This is a genomic window from Vibrio sp. vnigr-6D03, assembly GCF_002835515.1.
GTDB classification, from domain to species: domain Bacteria; phylum Pseudomonadota; class Gammaproteobacteria; order Enterobacterales; family Vibrionaceae; genus Vibrio; species Vibrio penaeicida.
The window spans coordinates 670,713-695,055 of sequence record NZ_PIZL01000001.1 but is presented as its reverse complement, the minus strand read 5'-3'; the positions used below and the strand labels follow the sequence as shown (position 1 = coordinate 695,055).

Below are 24,343 nucleotides of genomic sequence, written 5' to 3'. Positions count from 1 at the left end.
AAAGTACAGCAATCGTTGGGGGGTTACCCTGCCGATGGTTTCTGCTGGCTTTCCCGGTAGTTGCTTGCGGTTACGCCAGACATCCGGCGAAAAAAGCGAGCGAAATAAGCAGGGTCGTGAAACCCGAGTTCGTAGCCAATTTGGGTAATGGGTTTTTGGGTAAGCCCAATCAAACGTTTGGATTCTTGTAAAACCCGTTCGTTAACCAAGCGTTTCGCCGATTTTTCGCTTACGCGTTGGCAAATGCTGTTCAGCCGAGATTCGGTCACACACAGCTCGCTGGCGTATTGGGATAATGTCCAATGGTGGACAAACTGCGCTTCGATCAGCTTGTGAAATTGGTGAAATATTTGAGCATCAATATCGCGAACAGAAGACGCCGAATTGGTTTCGTCTGACATACGAATGATTTCAATCAAAACCAAGCGCACCAACGAATACAACGCCTTAGCTTTTTCCGTGCGGTCGTTGCTGTATTCATCGTTTAGCAAGGCAAGCAACGTAAGAATTCGATTAAGCGACGCTTTATGAGTACCAAGCGGAATACACACTCCTTTAGTGGCAAGCAATCCTTTGTCGTTTAAAGCGGACGTTTGGCTGAGTATTTGCCATACGAATTGCTGTCGAATGGTCAGCACATAGCCTTCCGTTTCCGTTGAGATAGTGAACCCATGCGGCACCGTGGGCGGTGTAAAAAACAGTACCGGACCTTCACACTGATAGGTGCGGTTATCCAGTTGTAAACGAATGTTACCCGACATCACTACATGCACTTGATAGAAGCGATCGTGATAATGCACCGGCATATCGTGACCGAAGAAATCCGCCAGGTTCTGTATCTGTTCGAAGTGAACTTCGCTATCGATATAGCGTCGGTCATACGCTTGTCCGATATCGATATTCGGAATACGTGATGTCGCTATATTCTTTTGCGTAACATTGGCTTGCGCGCCATTGTCTTTTGCGACATTGTTTTTTGCGACATTAGCTAGTGCGGCATTGTCTTGCACCGCATTGGTTTGAGCTAAATTAGCTTGCGTGATGCTTTTGGTGTTTGTCGGACTCATAAATCCCCCGAAAAATGCTTCTCTGCTGATGCTTATGTCTGCGAATGGTTAAGGGAGAACCAGCAGAGAAGCGTCAAACTTTACTGAGCAACTGCTAAGTAGTGTTTTACAAACTTGGGCGTGCGGATGTGCCAACGCACTTTTGTGCCTTGCTCTACAAACCAAGAATCGCCTTGCTTGTAAGTGTGGGATTCGCCTGTCTCTTCATTGGTAAGTTCGACTTCGCCTTCCAAAACCGTAGCGTGCTCTGTGAAGGGGTATTGCATACTGAATTCGCCTTCTGTACAGCCAAACAAACCGCAGCTCAATGCGTCTTCGGGGGTGCCTGAAATCATTGCTACCTCAGCCTGAGGTGAACCAGAGATCACGGTTGAACCAAGGTTTTCGACACTGCCGACAGACATCATTTCAGGCAGAGGTTGATTCAATAGAATAGGTTTCATTGGTATTTCCTTTTTCGTTGACTTTTATAAGCGTATTTATTGGTGAAGCACGTGTTTTAATTGTGTATTGGTTAGTAACGTATTGGTTAGTTGCATGTATCGGTTAATAACGTGTACCAGTGAGAAGAGCGATTTAGCGCCTGCCCATCCAGTAGCCCGAGATTTGGTGGAAAAGCTTGCCGCTGGTCACGAGCAATGGCCGGGCAACATCCTTTCCGATGACACGTGTCAGTGGTATTGAACTCATTAAGCTGTAGCGATCGGTGCTTTCGCTCATCCCTTCTGCTAACACTTTGCAAACAATATGGCTTGGGGTTACGCCGAAGCCTGAATAGCCCTGTACGTAAAACACATTGTCGTGTCCCTCAAGTGTTCCGACTTGAGGAAACAGATTGGCGGAACAACAAAGCGGTCCACCCCACGCCATGTCGATTTTCACGTCTTTCAGGTATGGGAAAATCGTCAGCATGTGTTTGCGGTTCCATGCCTTTAAATCGCTCGGCATGTATTCGACCCAGCGTGTCGCGCTACCAAATAGCAGGCGGTTTTCTTTGGTGACTCGGTAGTAATCGATAACCGGGCGAATGTCGCTGTAGGCACCGCGAATCGGGCTGATGCGTTCAATCATCTCGTCGCTGAGTGGCTCGGTTGCCATTTGGAAGGCATAGGTATTGATGGTGTGCTGATGTAAGTGAGGTTCCATGCCCTGCAAAAAACCATTACATGCCCACAGGAGTTTCTTCGCAGTGACTGTGCCTTTAGCAGTACGTACTTTGATTTGCTCACCGTATTCCACATCCAGCGCTTGGGTGTTTTCGTAAATAGAGATACCCAATTCAGAGGCAGCTTTTGCTTCGCCAAGCAGCAAGTTCAACGAGTGAATATGCCCTGCACCCATGTGTTTCAGCGCGCACGAGTATGCTGGTGAACCAATAACGTCTTGCACTTCCGATCCAGTATGCAGTGTGATTTCTTCGTCGGGCGTGGCTTTTTTAAACTCGTCCATCCAAGTACGCAGCGTTTTTTCCTGACGACCGTTAAAGCCCAGATACGCGTAACCCTGACAAAAATCCGCATCGATATTGTACTTTTCTACGCGCTCACGAATGATGCTTGCGCCGATGTTGCCCAGCTTGAAAAGTTCTTCGAGCCCATCTTTGCCAACGTGCTTCTTTACCGTGTCTAAATCGTGACCTAATCCCGCCATGATCTGACCACCGTTGCGGCCTGTACCACCATAACCAAGGTGTTTGGCTTCCAAGACGGCAACATTGGTGATGCCTTTTTCTGCCAGTTCCAAAGCGGTGTTAATGCCCGTAAAGCCACCACCAATGATCACGACGTCCACATCAAGATCATTGTTCAATGTCGGAAACGACAAGTCGTATTTCTTGGTAGCAGCGTAGTAAGTAAGAGAATTTAAATGTTCCATAATATTGTTCTTCTAATTTCCATTCTGTCTTTGGTTCCAGACCCAAACTCAATAGTCGTTGGGAGGGCTAATTACCATTTAGCCAAGTTTTGAGATTGGTCTATATCAACCATCGGGATGAGGCCTGGCAAAGCGCTGAATTTCATTGAAAAATTCTATAATCCGCCCATGAGCATGTATTTGGTTTCGAGATAATCCTCAATACCTTGCCTTGCCCCCTCACGCCCTAGGCCGGATGCTTTAATGCCGCCAAATGGTGCGACTTCGGTAGAAATTAGCCCTTCATTGATGCCAACCATGCCCGCTTCCAATGCTTCTCCAACGCGCCACGCACGGGCGAGCGATTGGGTATAGAAATACGCGGCGAGCCCTACATCAGAGCGGTTCGCACGCTCAAGGACTTCTTCTTCAGTATCAAACGGGTAAATCGCCGCCAGAGGGCCAAAGGTTTCTTCATTGGCAGCACGCATGTCGTCGGTCATGTCGGTCACAATCATAGGGTGGAGGAACAAGTCATTGGGTGGGGTGGCAGAGCCCGATACCAATGTCGCACCTTGCTCTAATGCGTTGCTTACGTGTTCGCAGACTTTAGTAACCGCACTTTTGTTAATCATGGCGCCTATTTGAACGTGACCATTCATCCCATCGCCGACTTCTAACTTAGCCACCGCGGCTTTGAAACGTTCCACAAACGCATCATGAACGCCTCGCTGTACGTAAATCCGATTCGCACACACACAGGTCTGCCCTGCATTTCGGTATTTGGCTACCATGAGCCCGCTGACCGCGGCGTCTAAATCCGCATCGTCAAACACGATGAAAGGAGCATTCCCACCCAATTCCAGCGACAGCTTTTTCACGGTGTCGGCAGATTGATTCATGAGCAGCTTTCCAACGTTTGTGGAGCCAGTGAAGCTGATTTTTCGAACTACGGAGCTTTGCGTTAACGCGCCGCCAATTTGTACAGCGTCGCCAGTCACGATATTGAGTACACCGGCAGGTAAGCCCGCTCGAATGGCAAGTTCGCCCAATGCCAAAGCGGTGAGTGGGGTTTCTGGTGCTGGCTTAAGTACAACTGCGCAACCAGCCGCCAATGCAGGGCCGCATTTTCGGGTGATCATGGCCGCTGGGAAATTCCAAGGTGTAATCGCCCCGACCACGCCAATGGGCTCTCTTGTTACGACGATTCGAGCATCGGGTTTGTGGCTTGGAATGGTTTCGCCGTAGGTGCGTTTGGCTTCTTCTGCAAACCACTCGATGAAGCTTGCCGCATAAGCGATTTCACCTTTGGCTTCTGCAAGCGGCTTTCCTTGTTCCGAGGTGAGAATCGTGGCGAGATCGTCTTGATTCTCCAGCATCAATTCGAACCAGCGGCGAAGAATTAAAGAACGGGATTTGGCGGTTTGCGCTTTCCAGCTTTTTTGTGCTCGCTCTGCCGCCTCAATGCTTTGATGGGTTTCATCAGCTCCAAAGCAAGGAACGAACCCAATCGCTTCTTGGTTGGCTGGGTTGCAAATAGGTTGGTATTGATCACCTTCACCTACCCATTCCCCGTTGATCAGGCACTTTTGTTTTAATAGAGTTGGATCGTTCAATTTCATGTGGCGCTCCTTAGAAAAAGGTAGATTCGCCCTTCGCCTGACTATTTTCAAAGCAGGAGATGGGCGTAGTGAAGCTGTGATTCAGCAATCGCTTGCTGGATCAAAGAAAGGTCATTGGATCAGAGAGTGACTTCTGGCTAAGAGAGGGCACTTCATTTGATAGACGGCCGTATAAAAAAACTGCTTTATAAAGAGAATGGCTTTATAAAGAGAACAGCACGTTCGCTTGCCCTGTACCCGAGCTCGGGAAGTACTCGCCAATGAGCGTGCCTTTACCTTCATAGTTATCCCAACCTAATGCACCAAACAGCATCGCGGTATCGTGCATGCCGCCTTCGCCAGAGCACAGTTCGGCATAGTCAGGCAGCATTTTTAGGAAGGTTTTGATTTCGCCTTGTGCCCATAAATCCAACACGCGCAGATCGACTTGGCGGTTAAATTCTTTGGAAATAGTGAAGGTGCCGTTGTTGGCTTCGTAGTCTTCGTTATCCCAAATCCGGTGGGAAAGGGAGCCCGACGCCAGCAACATGACTCGGCTGTCACTTTCCTCAATCGCTTCACGAATGGCTTCGCCAACAAGACGTGACGATTCGATGCTATGCACCGCGCACCAACCTCCAATAGAGACGACTTTGAAATGGCTGTCTTCATTCATGTACCGCATCGGTACAAGGGTGCCATATTCCAAATCCAAGGTTTCCACTTGGTGGGATAGGGTATGAACGCCTTTCGCCATCGCTTTTTCTGCAATAGCGTCCCCTAATTCTGGGTTGCCATCGTAGTGATAAGCGAGGTTTTGGATAAAGTGAGGGAACTCGTGGCTGGTGTAGATCCCTTCAAATTTCTTATTTGAATTGACGTGATAGCCCGCATTGACCAACCAGTGGGTATCGAGCACGACCAACGTATCGACATTGTGTTCTTTTGCCATGGCTGCCAACTTTTTGTGTCCGTCGATGGCTTGTTGTCGGCAACCAAATAGACGCCCAGGTTGCTCCGACATCAACATGGTTGGGACGTGTGTAATTTTGGCTGCTATAACCAATTCACCCATAATCATTCTCCTTGTGTTTCATTCACTTTTGGTACGCCAGCGATGCCAGCGTTGTGCTCACTTGGCCAGTTTTTGATGGATATTATTTTTCTTGTAATTCAAAGTTGGGTGAAGCTCGGTTAGCTCCAGCCCAAAGCTCAGGTATCGGGTATCGAAAAGGGAAGAAAGATACTCAGTAAAGAAGGCGTGTAGGGTGTCGCCCACTTTTATGAGTGTTTCTTCACTTCTGCCTGTACCCACCTTGATGGTCAATTGAATAAACCGATTTTCAGGGTCGCCTTCCGCCACTCGAAAGTGTTCGCAGCGGTGCGCTCGAATGCGGATGCCCCCTAATGGGAACACCCCCGTTTCTTGAGCAACATTGGCGAGCTGTTCAAACAGATCAGGAAAATCCACATCGCCATCCAAATTGGCGGAATACTCGACAATAAAGTGAGGCATTTAGCCCTCCTTACCCAATTTAGGCACCGTGTGCTGGTCGTGTGCGATACAGATGTTCTTGGTTTCCATGTAGAAGTCGAAACTCCAGTCGCCACCATCACGACCGACACCCGACATTTTCACGCCGCCAAAGGGAGAAGGGAGGTTTCGGTTGTTTTCAGAGTTGACCCACACCATGCCCGCTTCAATTTTGTGGGCACATCGCATCGAGCGACCGGTGTCGCCTGTCCAGATGTACGCCGCCAAGCCATATTGGGTATCGTTGGCAATGCGCAGGGCTTCTTCTTCTGAATCGAAGGTGATCACCGATAAAACAGGTCCGAAGATTTCTTCACACGCGACTTTCATTTCGTTATTCACGTTAGTGATCAGCGCTGGAGCAAAGTAATACCCCTCTTCTGGTGCCAATTCCGACACGTTGCCACGAGCGACATCGGCTCCTTCCTGCTTGGCAGATTCCAGATAACTGGTGACTTTTTCTAAATGCGTTGGGTGAATAAGCGGGCCGACTTCGGTATCGAGATCTAGTGGATGCCCGACTTTTAGCAAGCTCACTCGGTGTTTCAACTTCGCGATGAATTCATCTTTGATAGACGATTGAAGGATCAAGCGGCTGGAGCTGGTGCAGCGCTGGCCGTTCAAGCTGTAAATCATGAAAACTACCGCATCAAGGGCACGTTCCATGTCGGCATCGTCGAACACCAAAACGGGGTTTTTACCGCCCAATTCAAAGTGGACGCGTTTTAATGTGGCTGCACCTTGTGCTTGAATCATGGAGCCTGTAGTGGTTTCCCCAACAAAAGCCACAGCTTTGATCGTAGGGTGCTCGGTAAGTGCTTTACCAGCCACTTCACCAAACCCATTGACCATGTTCCAAACGCCTGCCGGTAGCCCAGCAGCTTCGGCACACTCCGCTAAAATAGCGGCGCTGAGTGGGCTGAACTCAGCAGGTTTGTGCACGACGGTACAACCAGCGGCCAGTGCCGGAGCGATTTTCCATGTCGACAACATGAAAGGGGTGTTCCATGGGGTGATCACACCTACGGGACCAATAGGGGTGCGCACAGTGAAGTTGGTGTGCGCGTCTTGAAACAAAGAGTCGCCGTTTTTCGCTTCTGGGGCTTTGTCTGCAAAGAAGCGAAAGTTCGCTGCGCCGCGCACAGCTGCTTGCTTCATAAAGCGAAATGCTTGCCCGCAATCCACCGATTCAACGAGTGCAATTTCTTCTGCTCTGCGTTCTATTTCATCCGCGAGTTTATGTAAGATTTGGCGACGTTTTGCACCAGAAAGCCCCGACCATTCTTCAAAGGCACTTTGCGCTGCAGTGCAGGCGAGGTTCACGTCTTGTTCTGTTCCTTTCACTACCGTACCAAGACGTTTATTGTTGATTGGACTCTGGTTTTCAAAGGTGTCGGAACCCGTTCCTAGCGTCCATTCTCCATTAATGAAGTGACCCAGTGTGTCGGTCTTAAAACGCGCCAGATATTGTCTGGCTTTGGTAATTTGCGTATCGAGAGTTGTCATGCTTAATCCTTGCTTTCAAAGTATTCCGTTTCACTGACCATGTGCGTGGTTAACGTGCCCAGCCCTTCAATAGAGCACTCAACCACATCACCGGGTTGGGTATCTTTCAGCCCTTTTGGCGTACCGGTTGCAATCATGTCGCCTGGTTGCAATGTGATGGTTTGGCTAAGGTATTCAATCAGCTCTGGGATGCTGAAAATCATGCCATTGGTGTTACCGGTTTGAACCACTTCGCCATTCACTTTGGTTTCCAGTGACAGGTTACTGACGTCTGGCAGTTCATCTTTGCTCACCAGCCAAGGACCGATAGGGCAAAGGGAATCGCGGCTTTTCACCTTCAGGTTGGGGCGGTAGTAATTCTCAAGGTAGTCGCGGATCGCGAAGTCATTACAAATGGTGTAACCCGCGACATAGTCCATCGCGTCTTCACGAGAGATGTGCTTGCCTTTCTTGCCAATCACCGCCACCAGCTCACATTCGTGATGCATAAAATCCACATTGTCTGGGCGATACGTTGGGCATTCGTGTCCTGTAAGCGTGTTGGCACCTTTAATAAAAACCAGCGGTACTTCTGGGGCAGAAAAGGCCAATTCTGAAGCGTGATCCGCGTAGTTAAGACCGAGCGCGAAAATCGTCCCTGGGTTTTCTACTGGGCAAAGCCATGAGATGTTGTCTTTTGACACGACGTTGCCATCTGGTGCGATAAATTGACCATTCATATCGATGGTAATGTTCAGGGTTTTGCCATCTTTAATGATTCGTGCAGTTCTCATTGGGCGTACTCCCCTAAGCGGCTAGTGAGGTGGTGCTGGCCATTAATGCTGGATTCAATTTTGTCGCCAGCCCGTATGGCAATGCGCTCGCCATGAAAACACGGGGCAATGATGTCGCCTGGTTCTAGCGTCATGATGAAAGAGATACGTTCAATCAGTTCGAGAATGTCGGTTTCAAAATGCTCTGTGGAAATATCGCCACGCCATTTGCCATTAATTTTGGTGGAGACAATCGTCGATGATGGAGCAGGAGATGATGAAATCGCACTCGCTGATGAGGCAAGTATGCTCGCCGGTTGCCAGTTGCCATTCATCGCCGCGGATTTATCGATGCCTTTTCCAAGAATGTCTGGGCGGTAGTAACTTTCTTCCGGTGAGGAAATATCGTGCACCACGCTGACGCCGGAAATGTAGCTCAGAGCATTGTCGCGACTCACGCGCTGGCAGCGTTTGCCTATCAGTAGCGCAAGGCTGGTTCCGACTACGAGTGAAGCGTTCGCTTTTTCTACCGGTATTAACGAATTGTCTTTGTTCCATGTATTTCTGGGCTTGAAATACAGAACTGGCTCGGTTGGCAGCGCTTTGTAGGGTGGCTGCTGAAATTTGTCGTTCCATTCTTGGCGATGGCGCTTGTCGTTCAGTGCCACACAAACCAGTTTGGACTGGCTGTTGGGTAAAATCGTCATGTTGAATCCTTAAGTCTGCAAGCCTTTAATAACCGCTTCCGCTTGGGGCGGTGTCTTGTTGTCCTTTAAATTGAGAAACCAGTGCTTTCGCACCATTCGATAGCAGCAAAGTATCCACACCAATGCCGATAAAACTCGCACCACAATCGGCGTAGTGCTGCGCTTTCGCTGGGTTGAGGCACAAAATTCCAGCGGCTTTCCCTGCTTTTCGAATAGTGGAAATCGCACTTTCGATAGCGGCAACCACCTTTGGGTGATCGGGGTTTCCAACGTGCCCCATGGAAGCGGACAAATCGGTAGGGCCGATGAATACGCCATCAATGCCTTCGATCGCTACGATCTCTTCCAAGTTGTTCAGTGCGGTTTGCGTTTCCGCTTGAACCAGTAAACACACTTCTTGATTGGCGCTGTGCACGTACCCCGGAATTTGATTCCAGCGTGCCGCTCGCGCTAGCGAACTTCCCATGCCGCGACGTCCTTGAGGTGGGTAGCGACAATCCAACACTAACGACTGTGCTTGCTCAGCAGTATCAACCATCGGTATTAGAAGCGTTTGTGCGCCAATATCGAGGAGGCGCTTAATCACCGTGGTGTTTCCCTCTGCTGGTCGAACAATGGTGGACGTGTTGTAAGGTTCAATCGCTCGCAGCTGGGTAAGTACATCTCCAAGTTCAAACGGGGCATGCTCCCCATCGATGAGCAGCCAATCGAAGCCCGCACCCGCGCAGATTTCGGCGGCAGTTGGGTCGGGCAAGCCTTGCCATAGCCCCCATTGCAGCTGGTGGTTGGAGAGTTTGTGTTTAAATTGATTTTTCATAGTTGTTCCTGCCTATACCTGTGCCACTATTTTCATCAGCACCACTACACAAACGACACCGATATGCCGCCTAACGGACCGTAATCGGCATGCACCGTATCGCCCGCTTTTACTGCAACGGGACGGGTAAATGAGCCAGAAAGGATGACTTGTCCTGCTTCCAACCCAATGCCATGTGGCGCAAAGCGTTTGCATACCCAGCAGATGCCGTTTGCAGGGTGACCAAGCACACCAGAAGCCAGTCCCGTTTCTTCAATTTGACCGTTGAGATAAAGCGCGGCACCCGCCCAGCGAATGTCCATTTCGTCTGGACGAATAGGGCGTCCACCTATAATGATTCCGCCATTGGCGGCGTTGTCGGCAATGGTGTCGTAAACCTTGCGGGTGTAACCTGTTTCTGGATCGGTTCTGTGGCAACGAGCCGCAATGAGCTCAATGGCGGGCACAACGTAATCGGTGGCATTAAGCACATCAAAAATAGTGACGTTCTCGCCTTTTAACGGGGCTTTTAGAACAAACGCCAGTTCAACTTCAATGCGAGGATCGAGAAAATCGCCAGCTGGGATCTGCGCGCCATCAGGGAAGAACATGTCATCCAGTAATACCCCAAAATCAGGTTGGTCAATGTTCACCGCCATTTGCATGGCTCTCGATGTCAGCCCGATTTTGTAGCCTTTCACCTGTGCTCCGCCTTCGATTTTCTTATCCACCCAAGTTTTTTGAATGGCATAGGCATCGTCCATGGTCATCTCTGGGTGAGAGAGTGTCAGGGCTGGAATTTGCTGGCGATTTATTTCAGCTTGATAAAGCTTCTGCGCGGCATTTTCTATTTCTTCCTTTTTGAGCATGCTACTTCCTTATTTATTTTCTATTTTGCTTGTTCTTTATTTATCTATAACAAATAGAATCTAGAAGTGAAAATGTCGGAAATGGTTAGGTGGGACTATTCATAAGTTATATTTTTATTAAATTCATTAAGTTAATTTATTTTGATGTGAATCTCTTATTGAAAAGTGCAATCCATTAAAAGAAAAAGCCATATCTATATATCTCCCTTTATCTAATATGGAAATGCAATCCTACACTAGAAGGGAATACGGAAATGGAACAGGATAACCAAAAGAAATTTAGAGATGCTATGTCAAACCTTGCTGCAGCTGTGAACATTGTGACTACAGGTGGTCAAGCTGGGCTAGGGGGCATTACTGCAACAGCGGTATGCTCGGTGAGTGACTCTCCAGCTACTATGTTAGTGTGCGTTAATCAGCAAAGCGGTAGCCATGATAAGTTTTGTGAAAACCAAAATATCTGCATAAATATATGCAGTGAAGATCAAGAGACTATGTCTTATCACTTTGCGGGCATGACCAAGCTACCGATGGAAGAAAGATTTGCCCTGCCTGAATGGAAATTAACAGAAAAAGGTGTGCCTAAACTCGAAGGAGCAATAGCGAATTTGGAAGGGAAAATTAAAAACGTAAGTGAAGTTGGAACCCATTCTGTATTTTTTGTGGAAATAGAAAATATTGATATTAATTCAAGTAAAGACGCGCTTATTTATTTTAACAGAGAATTTAGAACCGTAAAAACCGGTGAAGCAAAGGCTGCTTAAATTGGAAAGTACCAACACTTCTTTGAAAAATCCAATAATGTGAGACAACTATGAATACAAATAACCCTTTACTCGACGAGCTGAATAAAATTCTTCCAACCATTGCCGAAAATGCTGCGATGGCAGAGCGAGACCGAACGCCACCTGAAGTGAACATACGCTTATTAAAAAGCATTAACTTTCACCGCGCTTTACAGCCTAAAGCATACGGTGGGCTGGAAGTGTCTTTGCCTGAATTCACCAATTGCGTTGCCGCTTTGGCGGGCGCGTGTGGCGGTACTGCGTGGGCGGCAAGTTTACTTTCTACTCACAGCCACCAAATGGCGATGTTTTCCAAGCAGGCACAAGAAGAGTTCTGGGGTGAGAACCCTGATGCGACAGCGAGCAGCAGTATTGCTCCTTTTGGTAAAGTGGTAGAAGTAGAAGGCGGCGTTCTGTTCAATGGGCATATGCGTTGGAGTAGCGGTTGCGACCATGCTGAATGGGCGATCGTTGGTTTTTGGCGTGAAGGTATTCAAGGTGAGCGAATCTATTCATTTGGTGTAGTACCGCGCAGCGAATACAGCATACAAGACGATTGGTTTGCAGCTGGCATGAAATCAAGTGGCACAAAAACACTGATCATCGAAGATGTGTTCATTCCAGAGCATCGTATTGAAGCGGCGAAAGATATGATGGAAGGGAAGTCGGCAGGGTTTGATTTATACCCAGACAGCAAAATCTTTTACGCGCCTTATCGCCCATATTTTGCTTGCGGCTTTTCAGCGATTAGCCTAGGCATTGCAGAGCGTATGCTGGAAGTATTTAAAGAGAAAACCAAAAACCGTGTACGCGCCTATACAGGGGTGAACGTTGGTGGTGCTACGCCTGCATTAATGCGTCTTGCTGAATCCACACACCAGGTAAACGCCGCGCGAGCTTTCTTAGAAAAAACGTGGGAAGAACACAAAGAGCACGGCGAACAAAAACGCTATCCAGATCGCGAAACACTGGCGCATTGGCGTACTAACCAAGCCTACGCGGTAAAAATGTGTATTGAATCCGTAGACCGTTTGTTTGAAGCAATGGGTGGTAATTCATGGTTTGAAGATAACGAAGCCCAACGTCTATTCAGAGACTCACACATGACAGGCGCGCACGCGTATACCGATTACGATGTATGTGCTCAGATCTTTGGTCGCGAACTAATGGGTCTAGACCCAGACCCTTCTATGGTTTAAGCCACCTTACAGCGCTGAAAACTCAATTTAGCTTTGGATAAGGCTTCGCCTTTTCCACCGCGGCTCGCTTTTTCATTCGAAGCGAGCCGCGTTTTTTTGGAAATTGAGTTTTCTTTAGATTTACATTGAATTGAGAAATGAATCGCATCGAAGCAACAAGTTGCGATCCAAGCAATGAAGACTTTGCCGACTGAAAAGTATAAAGGCTTACTAGAATAAATAGCGTTGAGCACCACTCGAGTATTTAAGAAGGAAGGAAAAGTTGTTTGAAAAATCTTAAATTGGAATTAGATAATGCGGATACTCGGTTTGTTCTTGAAGCCTTATTGGAGCTTGAGAATAAGTGGGCAAAAATGTGCAACACATCTGAAAATGATGATGAAATCGCGGATTATGGCAATGATCTCGTCGAGTTAAGATTACTGATGAAACCACTTGTTACGCAGGCTGTAGAGATCTTTGGTGATAGTGTGGTTGATTTTTCTAGAGAGACTCTATAGCAAGCGACAGCATGTAATGTTTAGGAAGCAAGGTGCCACTTTTATGGCTTGATAATTAAATGAGAATAATTATCAACAAAGTGTTTGACAACCCAAATGAGAATGATTATTGTTTGCCTTGTCGGAAGGGAAAAAGAAACGGTTTGTCATAGAGTTGAGTCATTTAGCTCTGCACTTTTTCAAGTAATGGTGAATCGAATCTGGATTTCTTTGACACGACATTGCTCACATTGCTTCCAGTGTAATTTATAGCTTATGGCAAGGTTGGCTTAGTTTCAGCCTTACTAAATTTTGCTAAGCGACACATCTTTATGTGTCGCTTTTTTCTTTTCTGCGTTCCTGCTTTTTTTACCGTTTTTCTTATCAGCTTAACTCGCTATTGGGTATGAGATAAAACTAGCATTTAATTAATCTGAACTAGCAATTTTTGCTAGCTCATTGCTGAATTCAATTGAGCTAAAGTGGCTTACATTAACTCTTTAACTCCATTAAAGGTTTAGCGAGATTCTATTCGCAAACTCAGCCTTAATCTCACCCTTGTGTAACTAATTTGTGTGCATCTCATTGGTAGCTTCAATTCAACTTAGTGCAACTATTACATTTCCTTTTATAGGAATGCTCGTTGTTTCTTCTAGGTAGCAAGAAGCTCATCGGTCCGTGTAACTATCAAGAAAGTCAGTTTCAGCTATCTATGAAGCCTACCGAATATGAGGAAAAACAATATGGTCAAGCTAAAGCTCACATGTAGACTTGTAACTTTTTAGGCTCAATACAATGAAAATACTATGCTTTATTATTCTATCCACTTTATTTTTGGGGTCTATCAAAGCAGAGGAAGGTAATTTGATAAAAAAAAATAGATTTGAACTTACTCCCGAAATAAATGGAAAACTTGTATCCGAAGGCTCTCCAATAGCAGGTGCCGTTATTGAGCTAGCAATTGGAGCTATGGGAGACACACTGGTTCATCAAAGTATCACTGACCAAAATGGGAACTTTTATTTTGACGAGGTGGTGGTTAATAAACTAAATAGCCCTGGTGTGTTTGACGAGCAATTGGTTAGTGTCTCAATTGATACTGATATCGAAGATAAAAACATTAAAATTTGGCGGACGATGACAGCTGGTTATCGTTTGAAGCCTTTCATGACTAGTAATCTGTCCAACCTTACATGTGATGTCAATTCAGAATTAAAGTACTTCATTTTCTCTATAGATAGCAATGACTATGAAGTTCACAGTGTCTGTGAGCTAAAGGGAAGCAACGAATCAGGTAAATATTAGAAGGAACTAAAATGTCATCAATCTCTCCCAAATTAGCTTCTCAAATAGCATTGCTTCCGTATGACTTATTAGATAGTAAATCAGTATTTGTCCCTCGATATGTCAATAAGTCATTTTCATTTGATGATAAAAATAGATCATACGTAGGTAAAACTGGTGGTTTGCTTTCAATCTTTGGAAATAAAACAACGGGCTTCGCTCTGATAGGTGAAGGTAAAGAGAGCTACAAATCAGATATTGTTATAGCAATACGAGGTACTGATACACTCGGCGATATAATAGCTGATGCGAATGTAGGCTTAAAAGGATCACCTAATGGGCATGCTGCTCACGCAGGCTTTGTAAATTTATATAACTCCATAAAACCTCAGATTCGCAGCTATTTATCAAAGAGAAAAACACTACCTTCTAGAGTCCACTGTGTGGGTCATAGTTTAGGTGGAGCGATAGCTTCATTATTTGCAGACTGGCTTAAGGCAGAGTATTCGTTAAAAGTTAATCTATACACATTTGGCACACCGAGAATCGGTATGCTCGGATATGCTAATAAAAAAATTGACAAAACATACCGATGTACGCATGGAGCTGATCCTGTTCCAATGTTTCCTTTATGGCCATTTATTCACGCTGGTGAAGAATATAGATTAGATGCGAGTGTTGGAGTTGTACCATCAACACATAAGTTGGCCTCTACTGGCAATCCAGGGTATGTGAATACTGCAAAATCTGAAAGCTGGAGCAATTTACAAAAGGTTTCCAAAAAGTATTTTAATAAGCGAGTGGTTTTAGATTACAACCGCAGAAAAGAAGCGGCATTTAATGAAACATGGAAAGATAAAATAATCGGTGCCGTGATTACCCTTTTAAGAAACTCTGGAGTCGGATTAGGTTTACAATCGGCAATGCTTCCATTACTAACTATCCACGACATTTTGGCTAGACATTTGAGTACTATAGCTCAAAAATCTAGTCAATTTGCCGAGCAAACTAAGGGCATCTTAGGGCATATGTTGGTTTTCGCAGGTAGAGCTGGTATTGAAGTTCGGGATATGTCATACAAATTTGTTAAATGGGTATTTACTCTAATGACGAAGAGACTATTGAATGCTGTCAGAAGTGCACTCAACTCCATTTAATATAAAAAGTCGCCACATGGCGACTTTTTAGTAAGTTAGACTTACGTAAATTTAAAAATGACAACGGTTTTTCCCCAAATAAAACATTTAACAAAAATGCAACCCTAGCGGCAGTTGGTTGTATTTTGTGCAGACGTTCTGTATGTACATGCTGTAAACGAAGACTTCGAACATACTTCAATTAAAAATATCGAACCGACTGATGAAATTGTAGGGCGAGAATACGCTCAAAAAGCCGTTGAATAATCGAAGTTACCGTAGAACCATTCAAATATACCCTCTTAGTGCAATCGCCACGCCGATGACCGCGGCGGCGTCCGCCAAAATTACAACGTGCTGCGTCTTTTTACCGCTTTTGCGATTATTTCCCGTGAACCAATTTTAATACCTTCCTTTCTATCCTTAAGTTTCACGATGGGGGGCATACCGAAGCAATAATGGTACATAGAATTGAAGGGCACTATCCTAACTGCATAATCACTCATCTAATTCGCCAGACAGAATATGGCGGATTCACTCATAGGATTGTTTTATGCAGCTTAGTGACCCACAGCTTTACCGCCAACAGGCATACATCAATGGCAACTGGACTGATGCAGGAGTGCAGAGTGTGATTGATGTGAAAAACCCTGCGACCGGCGATAGTATTGGCTCTATTCCTGACTTAGGTCGAGCTGAGACCCAAAATGCCGTTGCAGCAGCTGAGGCGGCTTGGCCTGATTGGAAGGCGAAAACAGGAAAAGAACGCGGTTTGATATTACGCCGTTGGTACGATCTAGTAATGGAGTATATCGATGATCTCGCAATGATTATCACCCTCGAAAATGGCAAGCCACTTGAAGAGGCACGTGGAGAGGTTCTTTACGCTGCTTCCTTTCTCGACTGGTTTGCTGAAGAGGCGCGTCGTCAATATGGTGACGTCATACCTCAAACGAAGGGAGACCAACGCTTGTTTGCTATACGCCAACCTGTAGGTGTGTGTGGTGCGATCATTGCGTGGAATTTCCCTTGTACACTGGTGACACGAAAGGTTGCACCGGCACTTGCAGCGGGCTGTACGGTTGTACTTCGCCCTGCTGGGCAAACACCATTCTCCGCTCTTGCTCTCGCGGAGTTGGGTGAACGCGCTGGCATCCCTGCAGGCGTGTTTAACGTGATTACTGGTGGGGCAAGGGCTATCGGGACAGAGCTCACCTCCAATGAGGCTGTTCGTAAAATTACTTTTACTGGTTCGACGCCCATCGGGCGCTTACTCATGCAGCAAGCAGCACCAACTGTTAAGCGACTATCGCTTGAATTGGGTGGCAACGCGCCATTCATAGTGTTCGAAGATGCGGATGTGGAAAAGGCTGTCGACGCATTAATGGTGTCCAAATTCCGTAATGCGGGTCAGACATGTGTTTGTGCTAACCGCGTTTTTGTTCATGATTCGATCTATGAAGTATTTGCACGACGAGTTACTGAGAAGGTGCTCGACATGAAAGTAGGGAACGGTCTAGATCGTGATGTTTCAATCGGTCCTTTGATCGATGAAGCTGGTGTCGAGAAAGTATCAGACCTGGTTGAAGATGCTTTAGCCAAAGGCGCTCGCCTGCTGGCTGGTGGCCAGAGGCACTCTCTAGGCGGTGGTTTTTATGAACCTACTGTGCTGGCAGATGTCGGCCAAGATATGGAAGTCGCGCGCGAAGAAATTTTCGGTCCTGTGGTCACTTTGTTTCGCTTTGAATCGGAAGAAGACGTGATAGAAAAGGCGAACTCCGTAGAAACGGGGCTCGCTGGGTATTTCTTTAGTCGTGATACGTCAAGAGTATGGCGTGTTGCAGAAGCGCTTGAAGTGGGTATTGTTGGTGTAAATACTGGCATGTTTTCAAACGAAGTTGGTCCCTTCGGTGGCGTTAAGCAATCAGGCTTTGGGCGTGAAGGTTCCCGTTATGGTCTTGATGACTTCTCAGATCTCAAATATATCTGTCTCGGTGATGTAAATTGATAATCTGACTCTTTAGTGCGCCAGCATCCCAATGAATGGGGTGTTGGCAGTTAAGCTGTTAGTTACTACCCAGTAAGGAAATGAAAGAAAAGCCTTATTATTAATTTTGTCTGAATCTGAACAAAGTGTTCCCACCTCCTTTATCCAAACTCCCTGAGATAAGAGGTTGATCATTATCAACCTATCTCTGTCTATCTACTCTTACGACCTTCCATTTATCAATATGATTAACCCCCTGCCTTCTATTTATCAAATTTTTCATCCATCACGAAATACGATGCCCGCCATTCCGGATGGTTTGTTCGGAAGTATTGTGAACTGACGTATATTTAAAAGTAGATGACGCAGTTTCATCTAAAGAATTTCTTAAAAGTTAATAGGGACGTTTTCATGAAGAGTATTAAAAAAATAGCTACTGCTTCTGCAATAGTTTCGGCGCTATTTGCCCCACTTGCATCGGCTGATCCTGTGAAATTAAATATGCCGTCGGTGTACCCTGGATCTCTAACCCAGCTTGGCACGGCTGGTGTGCGTGTAGCGGATACCGTCAACCTAATATCCGGTGGCGAAGTAAAGATTAAGTTCTTTGAACCTGGTGCGCTTGTTCCAGCACTAGAAATTTTCGACGCCGTGTCAAATGGATCTGTTGATGCAGGTTGGTCTACTTCTGGTTACTGGGGGTCAAAGAATTCTGCATTGAACATTTTTGCCACTGTTCCCTTCGGCCCTCAAGCGGGTGAATACCTTGCGTGGATGTGGTACGGCGATGGCGATAAGTTGAAGAACGAAATCTACAATAAATATGGTATTCAGAGTATTACCTGTGGCATCCATTCCCCAGAAACTTCTGGTTGGTTCAAGAAGGAAATTAACAGCCCGAAAGACCTCAAGGGATTAAAAATGCGTTTCTACGGCATTGGCGCTAAGGTCATGCAGAAACTTGGTGTTGATACGCAATTGTTAGCCGGCGGTGATATTTTTCCCGCTCTCGAACGCGGTACCATTGATGCAACTGAATTTTCTATGCCCGCAATTGACCTCAAGCTCGGCTTCTACAATGCAGCCAAACATAATTACTTCCCAGGTTGGCATCAACAATCCACGATCCAAGAACTGCTGGTTAACAAAAAGAAGTGGGATAGCATGAGTGAACGACAGCAGGCGATAATCGAAACCACTTGTCGATCTAACATTGCCACTCAATATGCGGAAGGCGAGGCGATTCAGGCTCCCGCGCTGGCTGAAATGAAGAAAAAAGGCGTAATAACACACCGCTGGAATGACGAGATGCTTGATGCACTAAGAGACGGCTGGGCCTCAGTTCTTGCCGAAGAAAAGGCTGCTAATCCTGAGTTCGAGAAAGTCTGGAATAATCTCGACCAATTCAGAGAAGAATATGCAGTGTGGAAGAAACTGGGTTACCTCTAGTCACTTCGTAAAAAACAAGATCAGACCGTCGTGAAGTCGGTCTTTGTTTTCTAAGCTGAAACAGAGCTTATTAAAGAAACGTTTTGGTGAAATAGCCTGGAGGGGTAGCTTGCAATTTTTTATCGGATTTTCTGAAATTATTGACCGAGTCATGAGGTTCCTAGCGATGTTTGGCGGATGGCTGGGAGTAATTTTGATCGTTGCAGTTTGTTATGATGTGGTCACGCGTTATTTCGGCGTTCCCAAACCAGCCGGAATAAATTCTACGATGATCCAAGAATCAGAATACTGGCTGCATAGCTTTCTCATTGTTTTTTCGATTGGTTACGCTTATCACAAGAACGCTCACGTTCGAGTTGATCTTTTTCGACCTCGCTTCTCGTTAAAAACGAAACTCTGGATTGAACTCATTGGTCTTATAACCGCAGTCATTCCATACTCACTATTGGGCATCTGGCTAGCCTGGCCTTACACGGTAAAATCATATATTTCCGGTGAAATATCAAAATCACAAAATGGGCTTTCTGACCTATGGATCCTGAAAAGCGGGCTCGTTATTCTTTTTGTACTCATCTTTTTTGCAGGTCTTTCTAAGCTCATTAAGATCTTCGCTGCGCTCCGTGGCGACCTTTCCATGGAAGCCGTGAGTGGAGAAGAACTATGACGTTGGTTGAAGTGCTTCCACTGCTAATGTTCGCAGTGCTTGGTTTATTACTCTTCACAGGATTACCCGTTACTTTTGTCCTTGCAGGTGTCGGTCTTGGTTTTGCCTTAATTGGTATTGGGTTAGAGGAATTTTTGCCCATTCAATTCAAAGTACTGCCCTCACGTATATTTGGAAGCATTTTCGAAAATGCAATCCTAACGGCGATTCCGATGTTCATTTTCATGGGGACAATGCTAGAAAAATCAGGCGTAGCCCGAGATCTTTTAAATTGTCTCCAGGTACTACTGCGCCGCGTACCAGGTGGTCTTGCGCTTGGTGTGACATTAATGGGGACAATCCTTGCTGCAACGACCGGCATCATCGGTGCATCAGTGATCATGATGACACTGCTAGCGTTACCAGTGATGATCGAGCGCAAATACAATCACGAATTAGCGACGGGCACTATTGCTGCCTCAGGCACCCTAGGGATTTTAATCCCGCCATCCATCATGTTGGTGATCATGGCAGACCTGCTCTCACGTTCAGTTGGTGATCTCTTTATGGCGGCAGTGTTCCCTGGTCTTTTACTGGCTGGACTCTATATCGCATACATCGTCATACGTTGTACGCTAAACCCTAAGTTAGCCCCTATGCTGGATGCTGATGTTGGCCCACAGAATCTAGTGGCTGTACTCGTGATGGTGCTACGTAGCTTTGTGCCTCCTATTCTTCTCATTTCAATAGTGCTCGGCTCTATCCTTGGCGGTTTTGCGACTCCTACAGAAGCGGCAGGTGTCGGTGCGATGGGGGCTATCCTGCTCGGTTTTATCAACCTCGTGATCTTGCCCGTGATGGGTGTCTCCGAAGTCGCTGGCTTTAATACAAATACTGATGTTGATATGGGTAACCATGCTATTGGCAGTGGCTTTACAAAAGAGTTGCATCAATTTGGTCGCACCCTTACAGAGGTTGTTGAACGTGCCATGCTGACAAATGCCATGATCTTCGGCATTTTTATTGGGGCAACACTTTTCAGCTAGGTATTCCGTGCACTTGGTGGTGATGACATTGTTATTGAACTGGTACATTCACTTGGTCTTGGGTCTTGGGGATTCCTGTTCCTAATTATGGGGCTCGTGTTCATTCTTGGATTCTTCTTCGATTGGCTCGAAATCACCCTAATTGTGCTGCCAGTCTTTGCACCAATCATTGCGCAACTTGATTTCGGCGATCATATGCCGCAAATCGAAGTGACTTATTGGTTTGCGATTTTGCTAGCAATGAACCTTCAAACCTCATTTTTAACTCCCCCCTTTGGCTTCGCGCTGTTCTACTTGAAAGCGGTGGCACCGCCCTCGGTTGAGATTAACGAAGTGTATAGAGGGATCATTCCGTTTGTCATGTTGCAGCTCTTCGGTCTGGCGCTCGTGATTGCTTATCCGGATATTGCGCTTTGGTTGCCTAGAGTTTTGCAGGAATAAAACTAAGGGCAGTTATATCTTTGTTCTCATTTGAGGTACGTTGCTATTATGAATAAGGAATCGACACCTTTAGACCGGAGGCTTAATGTGGCAATAGTCGGTACGAGATCCTCGACAGCGAACTTCGACATCACTACCTTGCGCTTGTTTGTGAGTGTGGCTGAACAAGGGAATATCGCAGAGGCGTCGCGGATTAATCACATAGCGGCGTCAGCCATAAGTAAGCGGATCTCGGACCTTGAAGCTCGAGTAGGCGTTAATTTACTCTATCGGTTGCGCGGTGGTGTGGAGCCCACACAGGCTGGCAAGGCAATGCTGCGCCATGCAAAGCGTGTTCTTCTGCTTATGGAGGATATGGACGCCGAATTGAGCGAGTTTACACACGGCATGCGTGGACAGGTGCGGTTGTGGGCTAATACGTCGAGTATTACGCAGTTTCTCCCAGAAGATATATCTCGTTATGTGGAGCGATTTCCAGAGGTTGGAATAGAGTTGCGTGAGGAAACCAGCCAGATCATCATAGATGGCATTCGAGAGGGGCTTACCGACTTAGGTATATTTTCTGGTCATACGGATAGTGGAGATCTGGAAACACGTGTATACCGACACGACACGCTTATGGTCATCCTGCCTTCAGGGCATCCCTTGGAAGGGCATGAGAAGTTAAAGCTGGCTGACATAGCCGCCTACAATCAAGTAGGTCTTCAAGATGGCAGTTCATTACAAAACCAGCTCTTACATGAAGCCTCCTCGCTGGAGGAGCCGCTAAAGCTTCGTGTAAGAGTACTGAGTTTTGATGGTATTCGACGTATGGTCGAAGCAGGGCTGGGGTTAGCAGTGTTGCCTGAAGGTGCGGTTATTCCTTTCCTCGAAATGGGAACGTTCACCGCGGTTAAACTCGACGAACCATGGGCAAAACGCTCACTGATACTGGGTTTCAGGGATTACAAATCATTGCCGGTGGTGGCGCGGACCCTGATTGAATGTCTTGCCCCCGAACCCTCGTAAGTACTATTCGAATATTCCACCAATCTTATCGGCTGATTTTTAGTTGATGGATACCTTTTTCAGCGCGTCTTCAGACTGCATTTTTGGCAGGGTATTTCTATGCTTGTCCTTCGCTACTGACTATATCAACTAGTGGTCATCGAAATTTACGACTGAGTTTAAGCAGAGATCGTGAGCCGATATGTCCACCCTCTTTATTGGGAATTGGTAAAGGGAAACAAAATTTGCAATTCTTAAATGAAATAAAAAACGGTCGATTTATAGCCATTTCAATTACTCATACAGTTAGGTAGATCGCATATGCCCCTTGTTAAAGAAACTTTTGATTACGTCATCATCGGTGGTGGAACAGCTGGAGCGCTACTCACCAATCGCTTAAGCGAGGATGGCGCTACCGTTTGTCTACTTGAGGCTGGACCACGCGATATCAATCCATTAATCCACATTCCTGCTGGCTACATAAAGAATGTATATTCGAAAACACTTACTTGGGGTTTTGAGGCGGAGGCTAGTGAAGGCACTGCTGGGCGTCGATTTTCTCTGCCCCAAGGGCGTGTACTGGGAGGTTCAAGCTCCATTAACGGGCTCAACCACAACCGAGGACAAAGTGCAGACTTTGACCTGTGGGCAGAGCTTGGAAATCCGGGTTGGTCTTACAGCGAGGTGCTTCCCTACTTTCGCCGTTCAGAGCGCAAGATAGGCAAAGGTGACAAACGATACCGCGGGCTTAAAGGGGAATTACCAATAACCGATCTTGATTGGCACCATCCTGTATCAGAAGCGTTCGTTAAAGGTGCGCAAGAACTTGGGATTCCCGAAAACCCCGACTATAACGGAGCGCGTCAAGATGGCGTAGGATATTACCAACGCTGTATCAACAAAGGTTTTCGTATTTCATCGGCTCGCGCCTTTCTGGGAACGGCTAAAAAAAGACCAGGTGTTGAGGTGCGCACCAACGCTCAGGCGACAGCGATTCTATTCGAAGGTAAGCGAGCGGTTGGCGTTAGTTATATGCAAGGTGGTCCCTCGGGGAAGTCGTACGAGGTAATGGCGCGTCGTGAAGTTATCGTTTCTGCTGGAACCATCAACACTGCAAAATTACTCCAAATCTCAGGCGTCGGCGACGCAGAATTGTTAGCTAAACTTGGTGTTCCAGTGGTGCATAATTTACCGGGCGTTGGAAACAATTTGCGTGATCATTATGCGGTGAGAATGGTGTCACGTGTCAAAAGTATCCGTACGATAAATAATATGGTTCAGGGACCACCACTGCTGCTGGAAATTGCCCGCTGGTTGTTTAGAAAGCCAAGCCTATTGGCGGTAAGTCCTTCTCTAGCCCATGTTTTCTGGAAGTCAGATGAGACGATGGACAAACCCGATCTGCAGTTTGTGTTCTCGCCAGCGAGTTTTCGCGAGGGGGTGGTAGGCCTGCTTGATAAAAAGTCGGGTATGACTACAGGCGTATGGCAGGAGCGGCCAGAAAGCACTGGTTTCGTCCGTGCGCGTTCCGCTAACCCATTTGACGCTCCCCTTGTACAGCCTAATTATTTAGCGGACGAAAGGGATCAAAAAGTTTTACTGGCGGGAATGCGCCTTGCCAGACGGCTAATGCGTACTTCTGCGCTGGGTCCCTACTTTGATCATGAGACGGCACCGGGGGATAACGAACAGACAGACGATGAATTATTAGATTTTGCACGCAAAAATGGTACGACAGTCTATCACCTCATTGGTACGGCACGAATGGGACCCGAATCAGACCCCGATGCGGTTGTGGATGCTCAGCTGAGAGTTCATGGGCTTCAAGGGTTACGCGTTGTCGACGCTTCCATAATGCCAACAATGCCTTCGGCAAATACCAACGCGGCGACACTTATGATCGCAGAAAAGGCTTCTGATATGATTAGAGGGCTTACCCCCCTTGCGCCAATCGAAAATAGTATTAAAAAAGAAGAGACATAAACTCTCGGTTGATCGGTCTTTAAGTCTCACGGTGCTTAAGGACCTTTTGTTCGGCGTTACCGCAGCGGCTTTTAGGAGATGATCTGGATGGAGTGATAAAGTCCTGCTCGTCACCCACGGGTACATAGCAATTAACGCGATTCCATTCTTTGTGTGATCTCCACTCTCTAGACCTTCGAAATAACCAACTGTATTTCTCTCCATATACCGATTTCTCGATTCACGGGAATGCCTGTTC

General features: G+C 46.5%; 23 protein-coding genes. 12 read left to right on the top strand and 11 right to left on the bottom strand.

Annotated elements, in window-relative coordinates:
- Positions 1–23: 23 nt before the first annotated feature.
- From hpaA to hpaH, 11 genes are all read right to left on the bottom strand, one after another.
- Complete coding sequence (gene hpaA / locus CW749_RS03040) at positions 24–1,067, bottom strand: 4-hydroxyphenylacetate catabolism regulatory protein HpaA (protein ID WP_101110509.1); 1,044 nt, start codon at positions 1,065–1,067, stop codon at positions 24–26.
- Positions 1,068–1,147: 80 nt separating this feature from the next.
- Positions 1,148–1,510 (bottom strand): cupin domain-containing protein, encoded by a 363-nt coding sequence (locus tag CW749_RS03035; protein WP_101110507.1) that lies wholly within the window; start codon positions 1,508–1,510, stop codon positions 1,148–1,150.
- 133 nt (positions 1,511–1,643) lie between these two features.
- Positions 1,644–2,942, bottom strand: coding sequence for an FAD-binding oxidoreductase (locus tag CW749_RS03030; protein WP_101110504.1), 1,299 nt, complete (start codon positions 2,940–2,942; stop codon positions 1,644–1,646).
- Between the two features lie 155 nt (positions 2,943–3,097).
- The gene (locus CW749_RS03025; RefSeq protein ID WP_101110503.1) at positions 3,098–4,543 is read right to left on the bottom strand and encodes an NAD-dependent succinate-semialdehyde dehydrogenase; all 1,446 of its coding nucleotides are present in this window, start codon (positions 4,541–4,543) and stop codon (positions 3,098–3,100) included.
- 202 nt (positions 4,544–4,745) lie between these two features.
- A complete protein-coding gene (hpaD, locus tag CW749_RS03020; RefSeq protein ID WP_101110501.1) occupies positions 4,746–5,597 on the bottom strand; it encodes a 3,4-dihydroxyphenylacetate 2,3-dioxygenase in 852 nt (283 codons plus the stop codon).
- Between the two features lie 57 nt (positions 5,598–5,654).
- Entirely contained in the window at positions 5,655–6,038 is a 384-nt protein-coding gene (locus CW749_RS03015; protein WP_101110499.1) for a 5-carboxymethyl-2-hydroxymuconate Delta-isomerase, read from the bottom strand.
- Complete coding sequence (gene hpaE / locus CW749_RS03010) at positions 6,039–7,562, bottom strand: 5-carboxymethyl-2-hydroxymuconate semialdehyde dehydrogenase (protein ID WP_101110498.1); 1,524 nt, start codon at positions 7,560–7,562, stop codon at positions 6,039–6,041.
- A 2-nt stretch (positions 7,563–7,564) separates the two neighbouring features.
- Positions 7,565–8,335 carry a fumarylacetoacetate hydrolase family protein gene (locus CW749_RS03005; protein ID WP_101110496.1) on the bottom strand — a complete coding sequence of 257 codons (771 nt, stop codon included), beginning with the start codon at positions 8,333–8,335 and terminating at the stop codon, positions 7,565–7,567.
- Complete coding sequence (locus tag CW749_RS03000) at positions 8,332–9,021, bottom strand: fumarylacetoacetate hydrolase family protein (protein WP_101110495.1); 690 nt, start codon at positions 9,019–9,021, stop codon at positions 8,332–8,334. Before CW749_RS03000 ends, CW749_RS03005 begins: the two co-directional genes overlap by 4 nt.
- A gap of 25 nt (positions 9,022–9,046) precedes the next feature.
- Positions 9,047–9,838 (bottom strand): 4-hydroxy-2-oxoheptanedioate aldolase, encoded by a 792-nt coding sequence (hpaI, locus tag CW749_RS02995; protein ID WP_101110493.1) that lies wholly within the window; start codon positions 9,836–9,838, stop codon positions 9,047–9,049.
- 44 nt (positions 9,839–9,882) lie between these two features.
- Positions 9,883–10,686 (bottom strand): 2-oxo-hept-4-ene-1,7-dioate hydratase, encoded by an 804-nt coding sequence (gene hpaH / locus CW749_RS02990; RefSeq protein WP_101110492.1) that lies wholly within the window; start codon positions 10,684–10,686, stop codon positions 9,883–9,885.
- A gap of 254 nt (positions 10,687–10,940) precedes the next feature.
- On the opposite strand from hpaH, the gene hpaC reads away from it, so the two are divergent.
- The 12 genes from hpaC to CW749_RS02930 all read left to right on the top strand — a co-directional run bounded on the left by hpaC (position 10,941) and on the right by CW749_RS02930 (position 24,105).
- The gene (gene hpaC, locus CW749_RS02985; RefSeq protein WP_101110491.1) at positions 10,941–11,450 is read left to right on the top strand and encodes a 4-hydroxyphenylacetate 3-monooxygenase, reductase component; all 510 of its coding nucleotides are present in this window, start codon (positions 10,941–10,943) and stop codon (positions 11,448–11,450) included.
- Positions 11,451–11,500: 50 nt separating this feature from the next.
- Positions 11,501–12,670: a p-hydroxyphenylacetate 3-hydroxylase oxygenase component gene (locus tag CW749_RS02980; protein WP_101110490.1), complete on the top strand. Its 1,170-nt coding sequence runs from the start codon at positions 11,501–11,503 to the stop codon at positions 12,668–12,670.
- Between the two features lie 266 nt (positions 12,671–12,936).
- Complete coding sequence (locus CW749_RS02970) at positions 12,937–13,170, top strand: hypothetical protein (protein WP_101110483.1); 234 nt, start codon at positions 12,937–12,939, stop codon at positions 13,168–13,170.
- Positions 13,171–13,944: 774 nt separating this feature from the next.
- Entirely contained in the window at positions 13,945–14,454 is a 510-nt protein-coding gene (locus CW749_RS02965) for a carboxypeptidase-like regulatory domain-containing protein (protein ID WP_101110481.1), read from the top strand.
- Between the two features lie 11 nt (positions 14,455–14,465).
- Positions 14,466–15,590, top strand: a complete 1,125-nt coding sequence (locus tag CW749_RS02960; RefSeq protein ID WP_101110479.1) for a lipase family protein — start codon at positions 14,466–14,468, stop codon at positions 15,588–15,590.
- 532 nt (positions 15,591–16,122) lie between these two features.
- Positions 16,123–17,577, top strand: coding sequence for an NAD-dependent succinate-semialdehyde dehydrogenase (locus CW749_RS02955; protein ID WP_101110477.1), 1,455 nt, complete (start codon positions 16,123–16,125; stop codon positions 17,575–17,577).
- 390 nt (positions 17,578–17,967) lie between these two features.
- A complete protein-coding gene (locus CW749_RS02950) occupies positions 17,968–19,005 on the top strand; it encodes a TRAP transporter substrate-binding protein (protein ID WP_101110475.1) in 1,038 nt (345 codons plus the stop codon).
- A 109-nt stretch (positions 19,006–19,114) separates the two neighbouring features.
- The gene (locus CW749_RS02945) at positions 19,115–19,669 is read left to right on the top strand and encodes a TRAP transporter small permease subunit (RefSeq protein WP_101110473.1); all 555 of its coding nucleotides are present in this window, start codon (positions 19,115–19,117) and stop codon (positions 19,667–19,669) included.
- A complete protein-coding gene (locus tag CW749_RS02940) occupies positions 19,666–20,694 on the top strand; it encodes a TRAP transporter large permease subunit (protein WP_343232515.1) in 1,029 nt (342 codons plus the stop codon). The genes CW749_RS02945 and CW749_RS02940 overlap by 4 nt, the downstream gene beginning before the upstream one ends.
- Before the next feature lie 27 nt (positions 20,695–20,721).
- Positions 20,722–21,135, top strand: coding sequence for a TRAP transporter large permease subunit (locus CW749_RS28565; protein WP_343232519.1), 414 nt, complete (start codon positions 20,722–20,724; stop codon positions 21,133–21,135).
- 48 nt (positions 21,136–21,183) lie between these two features.
- Entirely contained in the window at positions 21,184–22,143 is a 960-nt protein-coding gene (locus tag CW749_RS02935; protein ID WP_101110470.1) for a LysR substrate-binding domain-containing protein, read from the top strand.
- Positions 22,144–22,443: 300 nt separating this feature from the next.
- Positions 22,444–24,105: a GMC family oxidoreductase N-terminal domain-containing protein gene (locus tag CW749_RS02930; protein WP_101110469.1), complete on the top strand. Its 1,662-nt coding sequence runs from the start codon at positions 22,444–22,446 to the stop codon at positions 24,103–24,105.
- The last annotated feature ends 238 nt before the right edge of the window (positions 24,106–24,343 follow it).

What these genes read in the sequence shown, in the direction of transcription:
- hpaA (WP_101110509.1), bottom strand. Translation starts at nt 1,067, where the DNA reads ATGAGTCCGACAAACACCAAAAGCATCACGCAAGCTAATTTAGCTCAA.
- CW749_RS03035 (WP_101110507.1), bottom strand. Translation starts at nt 1,510, where the DNA reads ATGAAACCTATTCTATTGAATCAACCTCTGCCTGAAATGATGTCTGTC.
- CW749_RS03030 (WP_101110504.1), bottom strand. Translation starts at nt 2,942, where the DNA reads ATGGAACATTTAAATTCTCTTACTTACTACGCTGCTACCAAGAAATAC.
- CW749_RS03025 (WP_101110503.1), bottom strand. Translation starts at nt 4,543, where the DNA reads ATGAAATTGAACGATCCAACTCTATTAAAACAAAAGTGCCTGATCAAC.
- hpaD (WP_101110501.1), bottom strand. Translation starts at nt 5,597, where the DNA reads ATGGGTGAATTGGTTATAGCAGCCAAAATTACACACGTCCCAACCATG.
- CW749_RS03015 (WP_101110499.1), bottom strand. Translation starts at nt 6,038, where the DNA reads ATGCCTCACTTTATTGTCGAGTATTCCGCCAATTTGGATGGCGATGTG.
- hpaE (WP_101110498.1), bottom strand. Translation starts at nt 7,562, where the DNA reads ATGACAACTCTCGATACGCAAATTACCAAAGCCAGACAATATCTGGCG.
- CW749_RS03005 (WP_101110496.1), bottom strand. Translation starts at nt 8,335, where the DNA reads ATGAGAACTGCACGAATCATTAAAGATGGCAAAACCCTGAACATTACC.
- CW749_RS03000 (WP_101110495.1), bottom strand. Translation starts at nt 9,021, where the DNA reads ATGACGATTTTACCCAACAGCCAGTCCAAACTGGTTTGTGTGGCACTG.
- hpaI (WP_101110493.1), bottom strand. Translation starts at nt 9,838, where the DNA reads ATGAAAAATCAATTTAAACACAAACTCTCCAACCACCAGCTGCAATGG.
- hpaH (WP_101110492.1), bottom strand. Translation starts at nt 10,686, where the DNA reads ATGCTCAAAAAGGAAGAAATAGAAAATGCCGCGCAGAAGCTTTATCAA.
- hpaC (WP_101110491.1), top strand. Translation starts at nt 10,941, where the DNA reads ATGGAACAGGATAACCAAAAGAAATTTAGAGATGCTATGTCAAACCTT.
- CW749_RS02980 (WP_101110490.1), top strand. Translation starts at nt 11,501, where the DNA reads ATGAATACAAATAACCCTTTACTCGACGAGCTGAATAAAATTCTTCCA.
- CW749_RS02965 (WP_101110481.1), top strand. Translation starts at nt 13,945, where the DNA reads ATGAAAATACTATGCTTTATTATTCTATCCACTTTATTTTTGGGGTCT.
- CW749_RS02960 (WP_101110479.1), top strand. Translation starts at nt 14,466, where the DNA reads ATGTCATCAATCTCTCCCAAATTAGCTTCTCAAATAGCATTGCTTCCG.
- CW749_RS02955 (WP_101110477.1), top strand. Translation starts at nt 16,123, where the DNA reads ATGCAGCTTAGTGACCCACAGCTTTACCGCCAACAGGCATACATCAAT.
- CW749_RS02950 (WP_101110475.1), top strand. Translation starts at nt 17,968, where the DNA reads ATGAAGAGTATTAAAAAAATAGCTACTGCTTCTGCAATAGTTTCGGCG.
- CW749_RS02940 (WP_343232515.1), top strand. Translation starts at nt 19,666, where the DNA reads ATGACGTTGGTTGAAGTGCTTCCACTGCTAATGTTCGCAGTGCTTGGT.
- CW749_RS02935 (WP_101110470.1), top strand. Translation starts at nt 21,184, where the DNA reads ATGAATAAGGAATCGACACCTTTAGACCGGAGGCTTAATGTGGCAATA.
- CW749_RS02930 (WP_101110469.1), top strand. Translation starts at nt 22,444, where the DNA reads ATGCCCCTTGTTAAAGAAACTTTTGATTACGTCATCATCGGTGGTGGA.